18 protein-coding genes are annotated in these 20458 nt (G+C 64.9%); 13 read left to right on the top strand and 5 right to left on the bottom strand.

What is annotated here, in order from left to right:
* The first annotated feature begins 2 nt into the window (after positions 1-2).
* The 3 genes from ureE to ureG are packed head-to-tail and all read left to right on the top strand — an operon-like array spanning position 3 to position 2015.
* Positions 3-683 carry an urease accessory protein UreE gene (gene ureE / locus B0G69_RS09965; RefSeq protein WP_121316724.1) on the top strand — a complete coding sequence of 227 codons (681 nt, stop codon included), beginning with the start codon at positions 3-5 and terminating at the stop codon, positions 681-683.
* On the top strand, positions 670-1350 hold the full coding sequence (locus B0G69_RS09960; protein WP_121316723.1) for an urease accessory UreF family protein: 681 nt from the start codon (positions 670-672) through the stop codon (positions 1348-1350). Before ureE ends, B0G69_RS09960 begins: the two co-directional genes overlap by 14 nt.
* Before the next feature lie 11 nt (positions 1351-1361).
* Entirely contained in the window at positions 1362-2015 is a 654-nt protein-coding gene (ureG, locus tag B0G69_RS09955; RefSeq protein WP_121316722.1) for an urease accessory protein UreG, read from the top strand.
* Between the two features lie 46 nt (positions 2016-2061).
* Here the strand turns inward: ureG and waaA are convergent, their stop codons facing one another.
* The 4 genes from waaA to B0G69_RS09935 form a co-directional block, all read right to left on the bottom strand.
* Positions 2062-3375 (bottom strand): lipid IV(A) 3-deoxy-D-manno-octulosonic acid transferase, encoded by a 1314-nt coding sequence (gene waaA, locus B0G69_RS09950; protein WP_121316721.1) that lies wholly within the window; start codon positions 3373-3375, stop codon positions 2062-2064.
* A gap of 109 nt (positions 3376-3484) precedes the next feature.
* Positions 3485-4369 carry a Kdo hydroxylase family protein gene (locus B0G69_RS09945; protein WP_121316720.1) on the bottom strand — a complete coding sequence of 295 codons (885 nt, stop codon included), beginning with the start codon at positions 4367-4369 and terminating at the stop codon, positions 3485-3487.
* 48 nt (positions 4370-4417) lie between these two features.
* Positions 4418-5419: a lipopolysaccharide heptosyltransferase I gene (gene waaC, locus B0G69_RS09940; RefSeq protein ID WP_121316719.1), complete on the bottom strand. Its 1002-nt coding sequence runs from the start codon at positions 5417-5419 to the stop codon at positions 4418-4420.
* A 251-nt stretch (positions 5420-5670) separates the two neighbouring features.
* Positions 5671-7065, bottom strand: a complete 1395-nt coding sequence (locus B0G69_RS09935) for a phosphomannomutase/phosphoglucomutase (RefSeq protein WP_121316718.1) — start codon at positions 7063-7065, stop codon at positions 5671-5673.
* 289 nt (positions 7066-7354) lie between these two features.
* On the opposite strand from B0G69_RS09935, the gene B0G69_RS09930 reads away from it, so the two are divergent.
* The 8 genes from B0G69_RS09930 to B0G69_RS09895 all read left to right on the top strand — a co-directional run bounded on the left by B0G69_RS09930 (position 7355) and on the right by B0G69_RS09895 (position 16944).
* A complete protein-coding gene (locus B0G69_RS09930) occupies positions 7355-8617 on the top strand; it encodes an oligosaccharide flippase family protein (protein ID WP_121316717.1) in 1263 nt (420 codons plus the stop codon).
* Complete coding sequence (locus tag B0G69_RS09925) at positions 8614-9444, top strand: glycosyltransferase (protein WP_121316716.1); 831 nt, start codon at positions 8614-8616, stop codon at positions 9442-9444. Before B0G69_RS09930 ends, B0G69_RS09925 begins: the two co-directional genes overlap by 4 nt.
* A gap of 38 nt (positions 9445-9482) precedes the next feature.
* Positions 9483-10631 (top strand): glycosyltransferase family 4 protein, encoded by a 1149-nt coding sequence (locus tag B0G69_RS09920; protein ID WP_121316715.1) that lies wholly within the window; start codon positions 9483-9485, stop codon positions 10629-10631.
* Positions 10632-10644: 13 nt separating this feature from the next.
* A complete protein-coding gene (galE, locus tag B0G69_RS09915) occupies positions 10645-11667 on the top strand; it encodes a UDP-glucose 4-epimerase GalE (protein ID WP_121316714.1) in 1023 nt (340 codons plus the stop codon).
* Positions 11668-11922: 255 nt separating this feature from the next.
* Positions 11923-13137, top strand: coding sequence for an ABC transporter substrate-binding protein (locus B0G69_RS09910; protein WP_121316713.1), 1215 nt, complete (start codon positions 11923-11925; stop codon positions 13135-13137).
* Positions 13138-13287: 150 nt separating this feature from the next.
* Entirely contained in the window at positions 13288-14163 is an 876-nt protein-coding gene (locus B0G69_RS09905; protein ID WP_121316712.1) for a branched-chain amino acid ABC transporter permease, read from the top strand.
* Between the two features lie 8 nt (positions 14164-14171).
* Complete coding sequence (locus B0G69_RS09900; protein ID WP_121319282.1) at positions 14172-16112, top strand: branched-chain amino acid ABC transporter ATP-binding protein/permease; 1941 nt, start codon at positions 14172-14174, stop codon at positions 16110-16112.
* 97 nt (positions 16113-16209) lie between these two features.
* The gene (locus tag B0G69_RS09895) at positions 16210-16944 is read left to right on the top strand and encodes an ABC transporter ATP-binding protein (protein ID WP_121316711.1); all 735 of its coding nucleotides are present in this window, start codon (positions 16210-16212) and stop codon (positions 16942-16944) included.
* Between the two features lie 120 nt (positions 16945-17064).
* On the opposite strand, the gene B0G69_RS09890 is transcribed toward B0G69_RS09895, so the two are convergent.
* Positions 17065-18624, bottom strand: a complete 1560-nt coding sequence (locus B0G69_RS09890) for a methyl-accepting chemotaxis protein (RefSeq protein WP_121316710.1) — start codon at positions 18622-18624, stop codon at positions 17065-17067.
* A 294-nt stretch (positions 18625-18918) separates the two neighbouring features.
* Here B0G69_RS09890 and B0G69_RS09885 point away from each other — a divergent pair, with 294 nt between their 5' ends.
* Together B0G69_RS09885 and B0G69_RS09880 are read left to right on the top strand one after the other, a co-directional pair.
* The gene (locus tag B0G69_RS09885; protein WP_121316709.1) at positions 18919-20019 is read left to right on the top strand and encodes a glycosyltransferase; all 1101 of its coding nucleotides are present in this window, start codon (positions 18919-18921) and stop codon (positions 20017-20019) included.
* A gap of 86 nt (positions 20020-20105) precedes the next feature.
* Positions 20106-20399: a hypothetical protein gene (locus B0G69_RS09880; protein WP_121316708.1), complete on the top strand. Its 294-nt coding sequence runs from the start codon at positions 20106-20108 to the stop codon at positions 20397-20399.
* The last annotated feature ends 59 nt before the right edge of the window (positions 20400-20458 follow it).

Genomic DNA, 20458 nt, shown 5'->3' with positions numbered 1-20458 from the left:
CCATGCGTACTCTCGACAAACTGCTGGCGCCGCATCTGAAGCTCGCGCCGGTGCTGATCAAGCGGGCGCCGTCGCTGACCCTCGCTTTCGACGAACGGCGCAAGAGCCGCCTCGCGGCCACGCTCGATAACGGCGAAGAAGTCGCGCTGCTGCTGCCGCGCGGCACCGTGCTGCGCGACGGCGACGTGCTGGTCGCCGACGACGGCGGCCTCGTGCGCGTCGTCGCCGCGCCGGAAGCCGTGCTGTACGTGCGCGCGAAAGATGTGTTGACGCTGACGCGCGCCGCGTATCACCTCGGCAATCGTCATACGCCGGTGGAAGTGGGCGCGGATTATCTGAAGCTCGAATACGATCCGGTGCTGGCCGACATGCTCAAGCGCATCGGCGCGACGGTCGATCAGGTGTCGATGCCGTTTCAGCCCGAGTCCGGCGCGTATGGCGGCGGACACAAGCATGGGCATGACGAGACGTTCGCCGAGGACTATGCGCTCGCGCAGCAGGTGTTCGGCGAGCATCATGGGCATGCGCATGAGCAGGGTCATTCGCATGACCACGACCATGATCATGCGCACGGTGACGCTCACGGTCACTCGCACTCGCACGACCACGACCACGATTCCAGCGGTCACGTCCACGACGAATCCTGCGGCCACGCGCATCACTCGCACCATGCGCATCGCTGAACTCACCGCGCTGCTGCATCTCGCGTCGCCGGCGTTGCCGATCGGCGCGTTCAGCTACTCGCAGGGTCTCGAAGCGGCGATCGAAGCGCAGCTGATCACCGACGCCGACTCCGCGCGCGCGTGGATCGAACGCGGTCTGAGCGACGTGCTCGCGCACGGCGAACTGCCGTTCCTCGCGCACCAAATGGAGCGCTGGCGTTCGCATGACGCCGCCGGCCTCGCTGAGGCCAACCGCGAATTCCTCGCGAGCCGCGAGTCCGCGGAACTGCGCCGCGAAACGGAACAGATGGGCTGGTCCCTGCGGCAGTTGTGCGTGTCGCTCGAATGGGGCGATGCGGCAAGACGCGCGACGCTCGCCTCGCTCACGCCGCTCGCGCAGCCCACCGCGTTCGCCTTCGCCGCCTACGCGCACGACGCCGCCGTCGATGCCGCGCTCGCCGCTTACGCATTCAGCTGGGTCGAGAACCAGGCCGCCGCCGCATTGAAGGCCGTGCCGTTGGGACAGCTCGCGGGTCAGCGCATCATCGTCGCATTGCGCGAGCCGATCGATGCCGCGCTCACGCGCGCGCTGGCCACCTCGCCCGAGAACATCAACACGTTCGCGCCGCAACTCGGCATTCTGTCGGCGCGTCACGAGTCGCAATATTCGCGGCTTTTCCGCTCATAAATCGATCCATCATGAACGCACCCCATCAGCCCGCCCACTCGTCCGTCCGTACGAAGAAACTGCCGCCGCTGCGCGTGGGCGTCGGCGGCCCGGTCGGCTCCGGCAAGACCACGCTGCTCGAAATGCTTTGCAAGGCAATGCGCGAGCGCTACGACCTCGTCGCGATCACCAACGACATCTATACGAAAGAGGATCAGCGTCTGTTGACCGTGGCGGGCGCCTTGCCGGCCGAGCGGATCATGGGCGTCGAAACGGGCGGCTGCCCGCACACGGCGATCCGCGAGGACGCGTCGATCAATCTCGAAGCCGTCGACCGCATGCTGACGCGTTTTCCCGATGCGGACATCGTGTTCATCGAATCGGGCGGCGACAACCTCGCGGCAACGTTCAGCCCGGAACTGTCGGACCTGACGATCTACGTGATCGACGTCGCGGGCGGCGAGAAGATTCCGCGCAAGGGCGGGCCTGGCATTACGAAGTCGGATCTGCTGGTGATCAACAAGACGGACCTCGCGCCGATGGTCGGCGCGAATCTCGACGTGATGGCATCGGACGCGAAGAAAATGCGCGGCGAGCGGCCCTTCGTGATGTGCAATCTGAAGGCGCTCGACGGGTTGGATCAGGTGGTGGAGTTTATCGAGCGCAAGGGGTTGTTGAAGGTTTGATGTCGTGGGCTCGATGGACGGGTCGTGCTTATCGCGCCCCGTCCCCTCACTCCGGCAGCAACGCCATCAACACGTCCACCGTGCGCGCCGTCGCCCCGCGATGCCGCGCGGCGAATGCCGACGCCGCACCGCCCATCGCGAGCCGCCGCGCCTTGTCGCCGAACAGTTCGCACAATGCGCGCGCAAGATCGGCCGGGTCTTGCACCTGCACCGCGGCGCCCGCCGCGACCGCGTCCGCGGTGGCCTGCGTGAAGTTGAACACGTGCGGCCCGATCAGCACCGGTACGCCAACGGCACACGCTTCGATCAGATTCTGGCCGCCGAGCGGCAGCAGACTCCCGCCGATAAACGCCAGGTCCGCGGCGGCATAGTAGGCGCCCAATTCACCCATCGAATCGCCGAGCAGCACCGTCACTCCGGCCGGCAACGCCGGCACGGCGCCCCCCGTCGCCATGGCCGCCGACGCCACCTTCGCATCCGGGGCCCACGTCGAGCGCCGTTCGAGCCGCAGCCCCGCTTTCTCGACCAATGCCGCCACTTCGTTGAACCGCTGCGGATGACGCGGCACCAGAATCAGCAGCGCGTCCTCGACGTTGAGCGCCGCGAATGCCTGCAGCACCAGCGCCTCTTCGCCCTCGCGCGTGCTCGCCGCAACCCACACCGGCCGCGTGCCGATCGCCGCACGCCACGCATGACCGCGCGCCGCCAGCTCCGGCGGCGTGCTCATGTCGAACTTCAGATTCCCGAGCACCGCGACGTTGCGCGCGCCGAGCGCGGTAAGCCGCTCGGCATCCGAGGGACTCTGCGCGAGCACGCGCGAGAAACCGCCGAACACATCCTTCGTCGCGCCGCCGAATTTGGCCGCGCGTTTATACGAGCGCGCCGACATCCGCGCATTGGTCAGCACGAGCGGCACGTCCGCGCGACGGCATTCGTCGATCAACGTCGGCCACACTTCGGTTTCCATCACCAGACCGAGCGACGGCCGCCACGCACGCAGGAAGCGCCGCACCGCATGCGGCATGTCGTACGGCAGATAGCTGCGCAACACGCGCTCGCCGAAAACCTCCATGCCGGTGGCGCGGCCGCTCGGCGTCATGTGGGTCAACAGAATGCGCGCGTCCGGACGCGCCTTGATCAGCGCTTCGACCAGCGGCTGCGCGGCGCGCGTCTCGCCGACCGACACCGCATGCACCCAGATCAACGGCCCGTTGTCCTCGGGCAAGCGCCCGCGCGAATAGCCGAAGCGCTCGCCGATATGCTCGCGATAACCGCGTTCCTTGCGCGAACGGATCAACAGACGCAGCACGGCGAGCGGCGCGATGATCCACCAGAGCGCGTTATAAATCGCCCTCAGCATCGGCACTCCGGGAAGGCGAAAGCCGCAGCCTCCCGCGCATATTCCGCATTCTTCACGCGCTCGAACGCACAGGCGCGCGCCCCTAGCCCCACCATCGGCAAAGCGGCGCTCAAACCAGCGCCCTGCCCTTCAGGCGTTCGAGAATGCCAAGCGGCGCGCATTCGGGCTGCGCCATCGCCTTGACCGGCAGGAAGAAGGTCTGCTCCAGCATGAACTGGCCGGACATCACCGCGTGCGAGGTCTGGTCGGAGAAACACACCCACACGCAGCCCGGCGGAAACGGCATGGTCTGCTGCGGGCTCGACTTCTGATAGTCGAGATCGGCCTTCATACCGTCGTGCAGATGCAGCATCAGATGGTCGTACTCGCTGCGCGGCGACTTGGTCACGTGCAGCAGATTCAGCAGCCATGCCGAGCCGGGCATCTGCGGCTTGATGCGCGGCAGGAAGCGTTTGGCCATGTCCTCGAACGGCTCGCCGACGCGCCACACGCGCGGCGCGCCATGCGGGTTGACGTTGGTGAACACGCGCAGAATCCGCTCGCCATAGTTGGGCCGCGACGGAAACGCGTCGACGTGCAGACGGCTGTCGTCCTTGCGCCATGAGGTTTCGCGCGTTTCCACCTGATGCAGCCGCAAGCTGGTCGGCGCGACGCGCAGCCGGCCGTTGTATTCGGGAAAGAGACCGTCGACCAGCGTGCGCGCATTGGTCTGATACCGCGCGATCAACGCGCGCACTGCGGATTGCGTGACGGCGTCGCCGGCCACACCGTGCAACGCGCCGCCGTTGGGTTCGAGGCTGATGTTCTTGCGGCTCGGATCGGCGAGCGCGGGATCGAGCAACGCCTGCTCGCCGCCTTCGATCGCAAAGCGCAGGTTCGGGAAGTACAGCACCTTGCCACGCTCGACGCCGGCAAGCAGCATCTCGCGCGGCACGGACAGATTGCGTGCGTGCCAGTCGGCGTTCGCTACTTCGATGATCTGGGTTTCGTTCATGGTCGCCCTTGAGAACGGAAGGTACGCAAGGCGAAGCGCACCGACGGGTTACAGCAGGCCAAAACCGGCCAGCGCCGACTTGACCTGCTGCAGCGTGGGCGGCTGCCCGGCCGAGCCGAGATTGACGACGTTCGGCGACCAGTATCCGCCAGTGCGCCACGCGGTCGAGAAATTGTACAACTCGACCGTGGGCCGCTTCAGCGCCGCCGCGATGTGAACCAGACCTGTGTCAACGCCGACCGTCGCCGCCGCGCCTTCGATCAGGCCGACCACCGCGGGCAACGACAGCTTCGGCGGGACGATCGCCGCCGCGCCGAATTCCTTCGCGAGACGCTCGCTGGTTGCGCGCTCGGCGTCGCCGCCCCACGGCAGCACGATCGATGCGCCACGCCGCACCAGCGACTGCCCCAACTCGATCCAAGCGGTGTCGGGCCATTGCTTGTCGGCGCGCGAGGTCGCGTGCACGAACACCACGTACGGCACCGGCAGGTTCAGATTCGCCTCCGACAATGCCAGCGCCGCGCGCCCGGTGTCGAGGCCGAAGTCGATTTCGTCGGTGGGTTGCGGCTGTGGGTCGTTCAGCGCCGCGGCGACCAGTTGCCGCGTGCGTTCGACCACATGGGTGCGCGGCTCGATCGGCACGCGCTTGTCGTAGAAGAAACGCACCGGCCATTCGAAGCCCGCGCCGTCCGTGCGGTTGGCGAGGCCGACGAGCGGCCCTCGCGCCATGCTCGCCAGCCACGCGGTCTTGATGAGCCCTTGGCAGTCGATCACGAGATCATAGTGCTCGGCCGCGAGCGCGCGCCGGAACGCGCCGATTTCGCGCCAGTTGTCGACCGACAGGATGCGCTTGCGCCAGCGCCGCAATGAAACGGGAATTGCCCGTCGCACGCCGGTGACGAGTTGCACGAGCCCGACGAAGCTTTCTTCGACGAGCCAGTCGATCTGCGCATCCGGATGGCGGCGTCGGATGTCGGCGATCACCGGCATGTTGTGAACGACGTCGCCAAGAGACGACACCCTCACGATGAGTATCTTTTGCACGCTCAAGAGTGGGAAAACCGGCTATCCGGCCCGAAGATGCGTTGAGAGATGCCCCAACCTGCCGCGGCGCGTCAGGCCCCCCGAGGGATGAGAAAGCCTGGGACGGCCCGGCGCTTTCTCACGAGGACCGCAATTTTAACGCGTCGCATGTCAATGGCATGAAAAAACGCGGCGCGGTAATAAACCCGCGCCGCGTTCGACCACGGCGGCGCTTCAGGCCCGGCGAACCCAGCCGAACCGCGCCACCGCTTCAGCCGTCAGAACGGCAGTTTCGCGTCGGCCTTCTCCGCGAGGATCACGCGGCGGAAGTCTTCCTGGATGCGTTTGAGCGCCGCGTCGTTATCGGCTTCGAAACGCATCACCACGACCGGCGTGGTGTTCGACGAACGCGCGAGACCGAAGCCGTCCGGATACTCCACGCGCAGGCCGTCGATCTTCACGACGTCGTCCGCGCCGGTGAACGTCGCGTTCTGCTGCAAGCGCGCGATCAGCTCGAAGTTCTCGCCTTCTTCCAGCTTCAGTTGCAGTTCCGGCGTGGAGTTCGAGTTCGGCAGCGAGTTCAGCAGCTTGCTCGGATCGGCGACGCGCGTGAGGATTTCGAGCAGGCGCGCGCCTGTGTACAGGCCGTCGTCGAAACCGTACCAGCGGTCCTTGAAGAACACGTGGCCGCTCATTTCGCCCGCGAGCGGCGCACCGGTTTCACGCAGCTTCGCCTTCACGAGCGAGTGGCCCGTTTTCCACATCAGCGGTTCGCCGCCCTTGTCCTTCACCCACTTCGCGAGGTTGCGCGTGCACTTCACGTCGTAAATGATCTGCGCGCCCTTGTTGCGCGACAGCACTTCTTCGGCGAACAGCATCAGCTGACGGTCCGGATAGATGATCTGGCCATCTTTGGTGACGACGCCGAGGCGGTCGCCGTCGCCGTCGAACGCGAAGCCGATTTCCGCATCCGTTTCCTTCAGCGCGCGAATCACGTCCTGAAGGTTTTCCGGGTGCGCCGGGTCCGGGTGATGGTTCGGGAAGTTGCCGTCGATTTCAGTGAACAGTTCGACCAGTTCGCAGCCGAGCTTCCTGAACAGCTTCGGCGCGAGGCCACCGGCGACGCCGTTGCCGGTGTCGACGACGATCTTCATCGGGCGCGCGAGCTTGATGTCGCCGGCGATGCGATCGAGGTACGCATCGGCAATGTCGTATTCGGTGTACGTGCCGCTGCCGTCGCTGAAGTTTTCGTCGACGATGCGCTGATGCAGCGCGAGAATCTGTTCGCCGTAAATGGCCGCGCCGCGCAGGACCATCTTGAAGCCGTTGTAGTCAGGCGGATTGTGGCTGCCCGTCACGACGATGCACGAGTCGACGCGGCGTTCGCCGCCCGCGAGCTGCAACGGCACGCTGGCCGCGAAGTAGCCAACAGGCGTCGGCACCATGCCGACGTTGACCACGTCGACACCGGCCGCACGCAGACCGTCCGACAGAGCCTGAATCAGCTCGGGACCCGACAGGCGTCCGTCGCGCGCGACGACGACCGCGTCGCCGCCTTGCGCGCGCACTTCGCTGCCGAATGCGCGGCCAATGGAGCGTGCGGCATCGGCGTCGAGCGTCTTGCCGATCACGCCGCGAATGTCATACGCCTTGAAAATGGATTTGGAGATCATGTTGGCTCACTTACGTGCATGGAAAATTTTGACCGGCGCACCGCTGAACATCGGTAAAACTAGCGGCAAAACGAGCGATGAAAAGTAGCCCTGACATGCTGCGGTGCGCCCTTGCCGGAAGCGATCCGGTTCCAACTTATAATTGCGTTCTTCTGACCCGCCTGAATAACGCCATTCTAATGCTTAGACGCCCTCCATTTGTAAAGTTGCCGCTGCAGTCGGCCAGGTGGGCGAACGCGTGCAGTGCCGCTGCGCAATCCGCATACGTGTACCGGCAAACGGCCAGCGGATGCTGACGCTCAAACGCTTCGCCAATCCCGACGTCACGCGCGCATTCACGAATATCGTCTGGCTCGGGCTCGAGAGACTCACACAAATCGGTGTCGCGATCGTGATCAGCGGCATGCTGGCGCGCTACTTCGGCCCGGACGTATTCGGCAAATGGCAATATGCGAACACGCTGCTGCTGGTGCTCTCGCCGATCACCTGGGTATGCGGCGCAGAGATTCTCGTGCCCACCATCGTCAACCGGCCGCCCGCGCAGCTCGGCACCGTGCTCGGCAGCGCGTTCGTGCTGCGCTTCACCGTGTCGGTCGGCGCGCTGCTGCTCACGTGGCTCGGCATCGCGCTGCATGTCTTCGAGCCGCTTGTCGGCGCCATGCTCGCGGGCCTCGCGGTGACGATGCTGTTTCGCGAGCCGTTCGTCGGTGTGATCAACGCGTGGCTGCAAAGCATGACCTACAGCAAGCCGCAGTTGCTCACCAGTATGAGCACCGCCGTGCTCAAAGCCGGCTGCGTCTACCTGCTGGTGCGCGCCGCGGCGGCGCCCGCGCGCTTCGGCTGGCTGTGGGCGCTCGAATCCATGGCGATCGGCGCGGTGCTGCTGATCTACTTCATGCGCCGTCATGGCGGCCGGCTGAACTGGCACTTCGACCGTTCGCTCTTCACGCATTTCGCGAGCGCGGGCACCGTGTTCTGGCTCGGCCTGATCTGTATGTATCTGTTCCTGAAACTGGACCGGCTGATGCTCGAGCGGGCGATCTCGTTCGCCGACCTCGGACGCTACTCCGCTGCCCAGCAGTTGAACGAAAACTGGATCACGCTCGCGCTGATGCTCGCCCAGACCATCGCGCCCGCCTTCGTCTACCGCGTGCAGGAAGCCACGCGACTGCGCCGCAACATGTGGCGGCTCACCGCGATGACCGCCGCGTTGATGGTTAGCGGCGCGATCGTGCTGGATCTGCTCGCCGGTTTCATCATTCGCCACGTGTTCGGGCCGGACTTCGAAGGCGCAATCGACATCTTCCGCTGGGCCGTGTGGCTGTCCGTGCCGGCCGGCATCGAAGCGATCGGCAATCTTATCGTCCTGAAGTATCAGGCGAGGTTCGTGTTGCTGTCCAAATGGCTGCTCGCGCTGGCCGTCGCGTTCGTCGTGAATCTGCTGGCGATCCCGCGGCTCGGCGCATATGGCGCGCTGGCGGGTCTCGCGGCCGGCTATCTGGCGGCCGCGTCGGTTAATCTTTATTACATCCGTTTCAAATTGCGCCCATGACGAACGCATCCGCCGCCGCGCAATCCGCTCTCGACGACGTCGCGGTGCTGATGCCCGCCTACAACGGCCAGGCCGACGTCGACCTCACGCTCGCCTCGTTCAGTGAAAGTGCGCTGGTACACGTACTGATCGTCGACGACGGCAGCACGCCGCCGATCGTCGCGCCGGCGCTCGCCAACATGAAGATCGACGTGCTGCGCATGGCACAGAACGGCGGCATCGAGCGCGCGTTGCAAACCGGCATCGACGCGCTCGCGCAGCGCGGCTTCCGCTATGCCGCTCGAATCGACGCGGGCGATCGCAGCGTGCCGCAACGGCTCGCGAAGCAGCGCGCGTTCATGCAAGCGCATCCGCACGTGGCCGGCCTCGGCATGTGGACCCAGGTCGTCACGCGCGCGGGCGAGCCGCTCTTCATGCTGACGCCGCCCGCCGAACCAAACACGATCCGCCGCATGCGCTTCTTCCGCTCATGCTTCGCGCATCCTTCGATGATGCTGCGCATCGACGCCGTACGCGCGGTCGGCAACTATCGCGCCGAGTATCGCTCCGCCGAAGACCTCGATCTGTTCGTACGTCTGATGGAGCGCTACGACTGCGCGAATCTGCCGGAACTCGGGCTCTATTACGAGCTGAACGAAGGCGGCATCAGCGCGACCAAACGGCGCCGCCAGATCACCTCGACAATGCGTTTGCAATTGCGCTACTTCAACGCCGCCAATCCGTACGACTGGCTCGGTCTCGCGAAAAATCTGCTGCATCTGGTGATGCCGTACCGCGCGCTGCAGCGGGTCAAGCGCGTGCTGCTCGCGCCGCGCGCGAGTCACTGACCGTCCACCGTCCCATTCACCGCCGAATCCGCTCCCGCATGAAGCCTGCCTTGAAGTCGACGCCCGCGCTGCGCATTACACTCGTTTGCAATACTGCCTGGGCAATCTATACCTATCGGCAAGGACTGATCCGTATGCTGGTGGGGCGCGGCGTCGACGTGACGGTGCTCGCGCCGCGCGACCGCACGTTCGAGCTGCTCACCGCGATGGGCTGCCGCTGCATCGAACTGCCGGTCGCCTCCAAAGGCACCAATCCACGCGACGATCTGCGCACGCTTGTCTCGCTCTACCGGCAATACCGGACGATCCGCCCGCACGTGGTGTTTCACTACACGATCAAGCCGAACATCTACGGCTCGATCGCCGCGAAGCTCGCGGGCGTGCAGTCGGTTGCGGTCACGACCGGGCTCGGCTACGTGTTCATCCAGCAGAGCCGCGCCGCGCAGGTGGCGAAAAAATTGTATCGTTTCGCGTTCCGCTTCCCGCGCGAAGTCTGGTTTCTCAATCGCGACGACCAGGCCGCGTTTGTCGAGCAGAATTTGTTGGTGCATCCTGAGCGGGCGCGGCTGCTGCACGGCGAAGGCGTCGATCTCGAACAGTTCGCGTTCGCACCGTTGCCTGAGCGGCCGGCGTTTAAATTCGTGCTGATCGGGCGGCTCCTGTGGGACAAGGGGGTCGGCGAATATGTGGAGGCCGCGCGACGTTTGCGTGAACGATATCCGCACGCGCGGTTCCAACTGCTCGGCCCGGTGGGCGTCGACAATCCGAGCGCGATCACGCGCGACGAAGTGGCGGCGTGGGAACAGGAAGGCATCATCGAGTATCTTGGCGAGGCGCACGACGTGCGTCCCTTCATCGCCGATGCCGATTGCATCGTGTTGCCGTCGTATCGTGAAGGCGTGCCGCGCACGCTGATGGAAGCGTCGGCGATGGGCCGGCCGATCGTCACGACCGACGTGCCGGGTTGCCGCGAAGTGGTGGCCGACGGCGTCAACGGTTTGCTATGCGAAGTGCGCAGCGCAGAGAGCCTCGCCGCGCAACTCGCGCGCATGCTCGACATGGGCCACGCCGAACGCCGCGCGATGGCGGAACGCGGCCGGCAGAAAGTCGCACAAGAATTCGACGAACGGGTCGTCGTCGAAACATATAAAGACCTGGTGCAGAAAATGACGGGTGTCTTACTTTAACGGAGCAAACAGCATGACCACGAAGGGCACGATTCTGGTAACGGGCGGCGCCGGCTTCATCGGCTCGCACACATGTGTCGAACTGCTCAACGGCGGCTACGACGTCGTGGTGATCGACAATCTCGTGAACAGCAACCGCGAATCGCTGCGGCGCGTGGAGAAAATCACCGGCCGCGCCGTGACCTTCTACGACAACGACGCGCGCGACGTCGACGCGCTCAACCGTATTTTCGATGCGCACCCGATCACGGGCGCCATTCACTTCGCCGCGCTGAAGGCCGTGGGCGAATCGGTCGCGAAGCCGATCGAGTACTACAGCAACAACGTCGGCAGCCTGCTGGCACTGCTCGGCGTGATGCGTGATCGCAACGTCAGGCAGTTCGTGTTCAGTTCGTCGGCGACGGTGTACGGCGTGCCGAAAAGCTCGCCGATCGATGAATCCTTCCCGCTGTCGGCCACCAATCCGTACGGGCAGTCGAAGCTGATCGCCGAGCAGGTGCTGCGCGATCTGGAACTGGCCGATCCGTCGTGGCGCATCGCCACGCTGCGCTACTTCAATCCGGTCGGCGCGCACGAGAGCGGTCTGATCGGCGAAGATCCGGCCGGCATTCCGAACAACCTGATGCCGTATGTCGCGCAAGTGGCCGTCGGCAAGCTCGACAAGCTGCGCGTGTTCGGCGGCGACTATGAAACGCCCGACGGCACCGGCGTGCGCGACTACATCCACGTGGTCGATCTGGCGCGCGGGCACCTCGCCGCGCTCGACGCGCTGGTCAAGCGCGACGCGAGCTTCGTCGTGAACCTCGGCACGGGCCAGGGCTATAGCGTGCTGGACGTGGTGCGCGCGTTCGAGAAGGCGTCGGGCAAGCCGGTGCCGTACGAGATCGTCGCGCGCCGTCCGGGCGACATCGCGTCGTGCTTCGCCGATCCCGCGGCCGCCGAGAACATCATCGGCTGGCGCGCGCAGTTCGGCATCGAACAGATGTGTGCGGATCACTGGCGCTGGCAGTCGAGTAATCCGCGCGGATTTGCCTGACGCGGCCAAGGCAACCACCGGTTGCAGAAAAAATCGACGGGGCGCGAGCGGGTCCGGCAAGTTGTGCCGCACGGACTGCGCCGCCGTCGATTGCGGGATTGCACCAAGCGGGTAAGTCCGAATATTACTAATACTTTACGATTTCCTATACTGCCTCACCGACGCGACGGTCAGGCTTCCTAAGAACGTCCGTTCGGCGCGCATGGGAGCCGCATCGAGGCTCCGTGCAAGAAAAGACATGCTACGGAGACTGCTATGGGAATTCGCTTGAAGAGCGTGATGAGCGCGCTCGCGCTGTGTGCCTTCGCCAACGTCAGCTACGCGGCCGACCCGATCAAGATCGGCGTCGACGGACCCTTCACCGGCGGGTCGTCTTCGATGGGCGTGAGCATGCGCGACGGCGTGCGTCTTGCCGCCGCTGAAATCAACAAGGGCGGCGGCGTGCTGGGCCGTCAGATCGTGCTGGTCGAACGCGACGACGAAGCGAAAAACGAACGTGGCGTGCAGATCGCGCAAGAGCTGATCAACAAGGAAAAAGTCGTCGCGGTGGTCGGCTACATCAATACCGGCGTCGCGCTCGCCTCGCAACGCTTCTTCCAGGAAGCGAAGATTCCCGTCTTCAACAACGTCGCGACCGGCAGTATCGTGACGAAGCAGTTCACCGATCAGCCCGACAACTACGTGTTCCGCAACGCCGCCGCGGACCGCATTCAGGCGCCGATGATCGTCGACGAAGCCGTCACGAAACGCGGCTTCAAGAAAGTGGCGATTCTCGCCGACTCGACCAACTACGGCCAGCTCGGCCGCGAAGACCTCGAAAAAGCGCTCGCCGCGAAAGGCGTGAAGCCGGTCGCCGTCGAGAAATTCAACATCAAGGACGTCGACATGACCGCGCAGCTGCTCAAGGCCAAAGAGGCCGGCGCAGAAGCGGTGCTGACGTATGGGATCGGGCCGGAACTCGCGCAGATCGCCAACGGCATGGCCAAGCTCGGCTGGAAAGTGCCGCTGATCGGCAGCTGGACGCTCTCCATGGCGAACTACATCGACAACGCGAGCACCAACGGCGAAGGCGCGCGCATGCCGCAGACCTTCATTCAGGAAGCCAATACGCCAAAGCGCAAGGCGTTCATCGACGCGTACCTGAAGGAATTCAAGCCGAAGAACAATCGCATCGACTCGCCGGTCTCCGCCGCGCAGGGCTACGACTCGGTCTACCTGCTGGCCGCCGCGATCACTCAGGCCGGTTCGACCGACGGCCCGAAAGTGCGCGCCGCGCTCGAAAACCTGGGCACCAAGGTGGAAGGCGTCGTGATGGTCTACGACAAGCCGTTCACGCATGACGACCACGAAGCGATCAGCCCGAACGTGCCGGTGGTCGGCGAGGTCAAGGGCGGCCGCGTGATCTATGCGTACGAAGCCGACCGCAAGGGCGGCAGCCAGTTGCGCACCAAGCAGGCGTCGTCGAACTAGGCGCGCGCCGACGCGAGCCCGGCGCGCACCTCGCGCCGGCCGCGTGGCAAGCCGCGCGCACAACGCGCGGCAGCATGCTCCGGGAGCCGCACCCGCCTCACGGCGGGCGCGGCTCTGCCTCATAAGCGGTGAATACGAAGGCGCTCGACGATGGCCATTCTTCTGCAGCTCATCTATAGCGGCATTGCGCTCGGCATGATCTACGCCGTGATCGCATTCGGCTATCAACTCACGTTCGCCACGTCCGGCACGCTGAACTTCGGCCAGGGCGACGCGCTGATGCTCGGCGCGCTGGTCGGCCTCACGCTGGTGTCATTGGGCGTCAACTACTGGCTGATGATTCCGCTCGTCTGCCTGTTCGGTCTGCTGCAAGGCGCGTTCGTCGAACGGATCGGCGTGCGGCCCGCGATCAAGATCAAATCCGAATTCGGCTGGATCATGTCGACCATCGCGCTCGGCATCATCTTCAAGAACGTCGCGGAAAACGTCTGGGGCCGCGACGATCTGCGCTTCCCGTCGCCGCTGCCGGAAGCGCCGCTCAAGGTGCTCGGCGCGAACGTGCTGCCGATGGAACTGCTGGTGGTCGGCGGCGCACTCGTGATGATGCTGGCCGTCGAGTTCTTCAATCGCAAGACGATCTTCGGCAAGGCGGTAGTGGCCACCGCGAACGACCGCGACGCCGCCGCACTGATGGGCATCAACACGGGCCTCGTGATCACGTTTTCGTATGCGCTGTCGTCGCTGACGGCGGCGTTCGCCGGCGTGCTGATCGCCCCGCTCACGCTGACCGGCGCGACGATGGGCGCGGTGCTCGGGCTCAAGGCGTTCGCAGTGGCGATCATCGGCGGGCTGTCGAGCGGACTCGGCATCGTGGTCGGCGGCGTGATTCTCGGGATTGCGGAGACCACCACGGGCTTCTACATCTCGACCGGCTACAAGGATGTGCCGGGGCTCGTGCTGCTGCTGATCGTGCTCGCGCTGAAACCCGCCGGCCTGTTCGGCAAGACCTCGATCAAGAAAGTGTGAGGCCCGCCGTGAATCTGAAGAAACTCATTGCGTCGGCTCTGGCGCTGGTCGCGCTCGCGGTGTTCCCGCTGCTGTCGGGCAATCCGTACTACATCCATCTGTTCGAGACCATCATGATCTACGCGATCCTGCTGTTCGGTCTCGACATCGTGGTCGGCTATACCGGCCAGGTTTCGCTCGGTCATGCGGGGTTGTTCGGGGTCGGCGCTTATACGGCGGGCGTGCTGTTCATCAAGCTCGGCATGCCGTTTTTCGTCACCGCGCCGCTCGCGATCCTGATCACGGCCGGCTTCGGCGCGATTCTCGCGCTGCCCGCCTTGCGCGTGTCCGGCCCCTACCTCGCGATGGTCACGCTCGCGTTCGGCACGATCCTGCAGATCCTCATCAACGAGATGGATTTTCTGACCAACGGGCCGATGGGCGTGAAGATCCCGAAGCCGTCGTTGGGCGGCCGGCCGATGAACGAAGTCGAATACTACTGGCTCGTTGCGGCGCTGCTGGTGGTGTCGCTGATCGTCGTGCACCGCGTGCTCAAGTCGCACCTGGGCCGCGCGTTCGAAGCGCTGCGCGACAGTCCGATCGCCTCGGACTGCATGGGCGTGTCGGTGTACCGCTACAAGGTCTACGCGTTCGTGATCAGCGCGGGTTTTGCAGGGCTCGCCGGCTGCCTCTATTCGTATTCGGAGCAGTACATCTCGCCGAATACCTACAACTTCGAGCTGACCATCCTGTTCCTGCTCGCGATCATCATGGGCGGACGCAAGACGCGCAGCGGCGCGCTGCTCGGCTCCGCGATCATCGTGCTGCTGCCCAAACTGCTCGACGATATCGACATGTTCCGCACCGTCGCGTCGGTGCTGGCGGCGGTGGTCGTGATCGGCGCGGGCGTGGCGCTCACGCGCAAGGTATCGACGCCGCGCAAGGTGGCGATTCCGGTGCTCGGCACGCTGGGGCTCGCCGCGTTCTCCTACCGCATCGACACGCTCGCCGACTGGCGGCTGACGATCTTCGGCCTGATGATCCTGCTCGTCGTGTACTACCTGCAGGACGGCGTGGTCGGCTTCGTGCGCAAGATCGTGCTGCACGGCCGGGTGCGCACGGTCACCGTCGACACCACGGCGCCCACGACGGTCGGCGGCGATGCGATTCAGGCGGTGCAAGCAGGCGGCACGCAAGACATCCTGCAGTTGCGCGGCATCCTGATGCAGTTCAGCGGCCTGAAGGCGCTCAACAATGTCGATCTCACCGTGCGGCGCGGCACGATTCACGGCCTGATCGGCCCGAACGGCTCCGGCAAGAGCACGATGATGAACGTGCTGACGGGCATCTACGTACCGACCGCCGGCACGCTCGACTATCGCGGCACGTCGCTCGCGGGCAAGACCTCCGCGCAGATCGCGCTGGCGGGCATCGCGCGCACGTTCCAGAACGTGCAGCTGTTCGGCGAGATGACCGCGCTCGAAAACGTGCTGGTCGGTCTGCATCACACGTTCCGCGCCAATCTCGCCGACGTCGGGCTGATGTCGCGGCGCTACCGGCGCGAGGAAGAGGCTGCCCGCGAGCGCGCGTTCGGCATGCTGCGTTTCGTCGGGCTGCAGAACGTGGCCGGCGAGGAAGCGCGCAACCTGCCCTACGGCAAGCAGCGGCTGCTCGAAATCGCGCGGGCGCTCGCGCTCGATCCGCAAGTGCTGCTGCTCGATGAACCGGCCGCGGGCCTCACCGCGCCGGACATCAAGGAACTGATCGCGATCATCCGCAAGGTGCGCGATCACGGCATCACTGTCGTGCTGATCGAACATCACATGGACGTCGTGATGAGCGTGTGCGACCGCGTGTCGGTGCTCGACTTCGGCCAGAAGATCGCGGAAGGCAATCCGGCCGAAGTCCAGTCGAACGAGAAAGTCATCGAGGCTTATCTCGGCGGCCAGGCGGCCGGGCAAGCAGCCTGAGTCGCGCAGACAGGTCTTGAGACGCACAGGAACACACAGGAACACACAGGAACACACAGGAACACACAGGAACACACAGGAACACACAGGAACACACATGCTATCGATCAGAAATCTGCATGCGGGCTACGGCAAGGTCAAAGTGCTGCACGGCATTTCGATCGACGTGCCGAAGGCGTCGGTCGTCACACTGATCGGTTCGAACGGCGCGGGCAAGACCACCACGATGCGCGCGATCTCCGGGATGATCCGTCCGAGCGCCGGTGAAATCACGATGGGCGTGGGCGCAAGCGCGAAGCGGATCGACTCGCTCGACTCGCACCGCATTGCGCGGCTCGGCCTCGCGCATTCGCCGGAAGGCCGGCGCGTGTTCGCGACGATGAGCGTAACCGACAATCTGATTCTCGGCGCGTTTCCACGCCTCACATGGGCACGGCCGCGCGGCGACGTGAACGCCGATCTGGAGCGCGCGATCGAACTGTTCCCGCGTCTGAAGGAGCGGCGCAATCAACTGGCCGGCACGCTGTCCGGCGGCGAGCAGCAGATGCTGGCGATGGCGCGCGCGATCATGCTCAACCCCGAACTCGTGCTGCTCGACGAACCGTCGATGGGGCTCGCGCCGATTCTCGTCGAAGAGGTGTTTCGCATCATCGAGAATCTGAAGGGCCAGGGCGTGACGATGCTGCTGGTCGAGCAGTTCGCCGCGGCGGCGCTCAATGTGGCTGACTACGGCTATGTGCTGGAAAACGGCCGGATCGCCGCGCATGGGCCGGCGCTGCAATTGCGTAACGATCCGTCGGTGAAGGCGGCCTATCTGGGCACGAGTCATTGACTCGACGGGCATGAGCCGCCATCGAGATGGCGGCCCCGACTGCGGGCCGCTGTCGACGGGCCTGTCGGGCCCGCGCTGCCACGCGGCGCCCTCCGCCAGCCCGCGAGCGGTACGACTTGCCTACGCCGACAGCGCGTCGAGCTGAAACACCGCGACGGCGTCCTTCAGAATCGCCGCCTGCTCTTCCAGCGACTTCGCCGCGGCCGCGGCCTGCTCGACGAGCGCCGCGTTGTGCTGCGTGACTTCGTCGATCTGCGAGACCGCCTTGTTGACCTGCTCGATGCCGTCGCTCTGCTCCAGCGCGGAGGCCTCGATCTCGTTCATCACGCCGGTGACGCGCTCGACCGCGCTCATCGCTTCGTGAATCGTCTTCTGCGCGTCGGACACGAGCGAGGCGCCCTCCTCGACCTTGGCCGCCGATTCGCCGATCAGCTCCTTGATCTCCTTGGCCGCCGCGCCCGAGCGCTGCGCGAGACTGCGCACTTCCGAGGCCACCACCGCGAAGCCGCGCCCCTGTTCGCCCGCGCGCGCCGCTTCCACCGCCGCGTTCAACGCGAGAATATTGGTCTGAAACGCGATCCCTTCGATCATGCCGATGATCTCCGTCACCTTGCGTGAGGACTCGCTAATGCCGTCCATCGTTTCGGTGACGCGCGACACCACCGTGCCGCCGCGCGTGACCGTATCGAGCGCGCCGTGGGCAAGCCGGTTCGCCTGCTTGGCGTTGTCGGCGTTCTGCTTCACCGTCGCCGACAACTGCTCCATGCTCGCCGCCGTCTGCTGCAACGCGGCCGCCTGCTGCTCGGTGCGCGCGGACAGGTCCGCGTTGCCCGACGCAATTTCGTTCGCGCCCTGGGTGATCGCGCTCGTGCTGCCGCGCACCTTGGCGACGGTTTCGACGAGGCCGTCGCGCATCTTCGTCAGCGCGCCGAGCAACTGGCCCATCTCGTTGCGCGAGCGCACCTTGATGGCGACCGTCAGATCGCCGGCGGCGATCCGCTCGAAGTGCTTGACGGTCGCGTTGACCGGCTTGATCAGCGCCGCCGACAGCGCCATGCGCGCCGCCACGCCGATCACGAGCGCAATCACGCCGATTGCGACGAACAGCAGCGTCGCCAGCTGGAAGCGCTGCGCGCCGGTGGCGGCCTGCTGGTGCTGACTGTCGATCTGCGCGCTTTCGAGTGCGTCGATCGCTTTCGAATAGGTCGCGTAGAAGCTGTTCGCGGTATCGCCCTGGATGTTGCGGAAGGTGTTGAAGTCGAAATCGGTGAGCGCCTTGAATTCCGGCTCGATCGCCTTGTCGACCAGCGCGGCGCGCGCCTGCTCGACGCTTTGCGCGAGCTTGCGCTCGGCGTCGCTCGCGAACGGGCCCGCCATGTAGTTGCGGAAGTCCTTGTTCGATTCGACGAGCACCTTGTGCGCGGCCGGCAGCAGATCGTCGGTCTGCTTGCCGACGCTAAAGAGCGTCTGATACGTGCCCAACGCGAGCTGCACCTGCAGAAGCTTTTCGGAACTCGCCTTCAGATGCGATAGCGCGACCGCGCTGCGCTGCGTATCGTCGAGGCTGCTGTTGGCGAGTTTGAGCGCGCCATAACCGACAGCGATCACCGTCAGAAGGAAAGCGACGAATACGCTGATTACCAGCGTCAGGCCGCCACGAATTGTGATGTTATTTAGCATTGGGTCTCCGGAACGTCTTGCCGATCTGCGGCGAAACAGGTTGGCAGTTGCACGCGCCGCCGCTTGACGGTGACTCGTTGCGCGTGACTTACACTTCGCCGCATCCAGGTTAACGACCGCGCGCCGGCTGCGCTGGATAGGTGAAATCCATGACGGGCGCGCCTTTGCGCCCGCTTTGCACCTCACTATCTGGGATCGGCCGCGCGTTGCGCGACAATGGCAGGTGGCGCGCCGCCCGGCCGGCGCCCGACGTTTCGTTTGTATAATTCGCCGTCTTCGCTCAGGCCCACTTTCATGCTTAGTTTTGCGCTCGGCTTTCTCGTTTCACTGCTGATCACGCTGTTGATCGTGCGCTATGCGCATCTGCATGAAAAACTCTCCACCGATACCGATCTGGCCGGCGTGCAGAAATTCCACGTGCGGCCGGTGCCGCGCATCGGCGGGACCGGGATACTGCTCGGGCTGATTGCCGCGGCGGTGCAGTTGCATCGTGCGTATCCGGCCGTGTCGGGCGGCATTCTCGGGCTGATCGCGTGCGGCATGCCGGCGTTCGGCTCGGGTCTCGTCGAGGATCTGACCAAGCGCGTGTCGCCGCTCGTGCGCCTCGTCTGCACGATGGTGGCCGCCGCGCTCGCTTTTTTCCTGCTGGATATCGCGGTCACGCGCATCAGCGTGCCGCCGCTCGACTTTCTACTCTCGTACGCGGTGGTCTCTTTCGCGGTCACGGTGCTGGCCGTTGCGGCGCTCGCCAACGCGATCAACATCATCGACGGCTTCAACGGCCTTGCGTCGATGGTCGCGTTCATGATGTTCGCGTCGCTCGCCTACGTGGCGTTCCAGGTTCATGATCCGATCGTGCTGTCCGCGTCGTTCATGATGATGGGCGCGGTGCTCGGCTTCTTCATCTGGAATTTTCCGGCGGGGCTGATCTTTCTCGGCGACGGCGGCGCGTACTTCATCGGCTTCATGCTCGCCGAACTGTCGATCATGCTGGTGATGCGCAATCGCGACGTGTCCGCGTGGTATCCGGTGCTGCTGTTCATGTATCCGATCTTCGAGACCTGCTTCTCGATCTACCGGAAGAAGTTCATTCGCGGCATGTCGCCGGGCATTCCCGACGGCGTGCATCTGCATATGCTCGTGTATAAGCGGCTGATGCGCTGGGTGGTCGGCACGCGCACCGCGCGCGAACTGACGCGGCGCAATTCGCTGACTTCGCCGTATCTGTGGCTGCTATGTCTGATCGCGGTGGTGCCGGCCACGCTGTTCTGGCGGCATACGCTGCATCTGTTCTGCTTCGTGGTGGTGTTCGCGGCGACTTATGTGTGGCTGTATGTGAGCATCGTGCGCTTCAAGTCGCCGCGGTGGATGGTGGTGAGGAAGGGGAAGCGGTAAGCGTCGAACCGGCGAGCTGTCTGCGCGAGCGCAGGCGGGACTGAGCTCGCCGGCGTGTTTCCGATGATCAGGCAGAGGCTGTCTTGATGTGGCAAGTTCATGTTCTCGCGCTCGGTGTTCTGGCGGCCAGCCTGCCCGCGTTCGCCAACACGGTGTCGGACAACAATATCGTCTGGAGCGTGAAGCCGGCGGCGACAGCAAGCGCACGGCCCGAATGTACGGCGTACCCGGGCCGGCAGGTGAGCGATGCAAATGAGGCAACGTCGGACCCGCTTGCGACGACGCTGAAAGTGGCCGGAACGCTCGCGGCGCTCGCGGCGTTTTCAGCGGCGACCAAAGCCACCAGCGTGAATGGGCCGAATCCTTGCCGCAGGTTTTGATGGTCCGCTGTGGTAAGGCGGACGAGGGATGGCAATGAAAAGGCGCCCGAGGGCGCTTT

Origin of the sequence: Paraburkholderia sp. RAU2J, from assembly GCF_003634845.1 — a bacterium.
GTDB classification, from domain to species: domain Bacteria; phylum Pseudomonadota; class Gammaproteobacteria; order Burkholderiales; family Burkholderiaceae; genus Paraburkholderia; species Paraburkholderia fynbosensis.
This window is presented reverse-complemented; position numbering and strand designations above follow the sequence as displayed.

Excerpts from the sequence above, each read along its gene's own strand:
- ureE (WP_121316724.1), top strand. The coding sequence starts at position 3 with ATGCGTACTCTCGACAAACTGCTGGCGCCGCATCTGAAGCTCGCGCCG.
- B0G69_RS09960 (WP_121316723.1), top strand. The coding sequence starts at position 670 with ATGCGCATCGCTGAACTCACCGCGCTGCTGCATCTCGCGTCGCCGGCG.
- ureG (WP_121316722.1), top strand. The coding sequence starts at position 1,362 with ATGAACGCACCCCATCAGCCCGCCCACTCGTCCGTCCGTACGAAGAAA.
- waaA (WP_121316721.1), bottom strand. The coding sequence starts at position 3,375 with ATGCTGAGGGCGATTTATAACGCGCTCTGGTGGATCATCGCGCCGCTC.
- B0G69_RS09945 (WP_121316720.1), bottom strand. The coding sequence starts at position 4,369 with ATGAACGAAACCCAGATCATCGAAGTAGCGAACGCCGACTGGCACGCA.
- B0G69_RS09935 (WP_121316718.1), bottom strand. The coding sequence starts at position 7,065 with ATGATCTCCAAATCCATTTTCAAGGCGTATGACATTCGCGGCGTGATC.
- B0G69_RS09930 (WP_121316717.1), top strand. The coding sequence starts at position 7,355 with ATGCTGACGCTCAAACGCTTCGCCAATCCCGACGTCACGCGCGCATTC.
- B0G69_RS09925 (WP_121316716.1), top strand. The coding sequence starts at position 8,614 with ATGACGAACGCATCCGCCGCCGCGCAATCCGCTCTCGACGACGTCGCG.
- B0G69_RS09920 (WP_121316715.1), top strand. The coding sequence starts at position 9,483 with ATGAAGCCTGCCTTGAAGTCGACGCCCGCGCTGCGCATTACACTCGTT.
- galE (WP_121316714.1), top strand. The coding sequence starts at position 10,645 with ATGACCACGAAGGGCACGATTCTGGTAACGGGCGGCGCCGGCTTCATC.
- B0G69_RS09910 (WP_121316713.1), top strand. The coding sequence starts at position 11,923 with ATGGGAATTCGCTTGAAGAGCGTGATGAGCGCGCTCGCGCTGTGTGCC.
- B0G69_RS09905 (WP_121316712.1), top strand. The coding sequence starts at position 13,288 with ATGGCCATTCTTCTGCAGCTCATCTATAGCGGCATTGCGCTCGGCATG.
- B0G69_RS09895 (WP_121316711.1), top strand. The coding sequence starts at position 16,210 with ATGCTATCGATCAGAAATCTGCATGCGGGCTACGGCAAGGTCAAAGTG.
- B0G69_RS09890 (WP_121316710.1), bottom strand. The coding sequence starts at position 18,624 with ATGCTAAATAACATCACAATTCGTGGCGGCCTGACGCTGGTAATCAGC.
- B0G69_RS09885 (WP_121316709.1), top strand. The coding sequence starts at position 18,919 with ATGCTTAGTTTTGCGCTCGGCTTTCTCGTTTCACTGCTGATCACGCTG.
- B0G69_RS09880 (WP_121316708.1), top strand. The coding sequence starts at position 20,106 with ATGTGGCAAGTTCATGTTCTCGCGCTCGGTGTTCTGGCGGCCAGCCTG.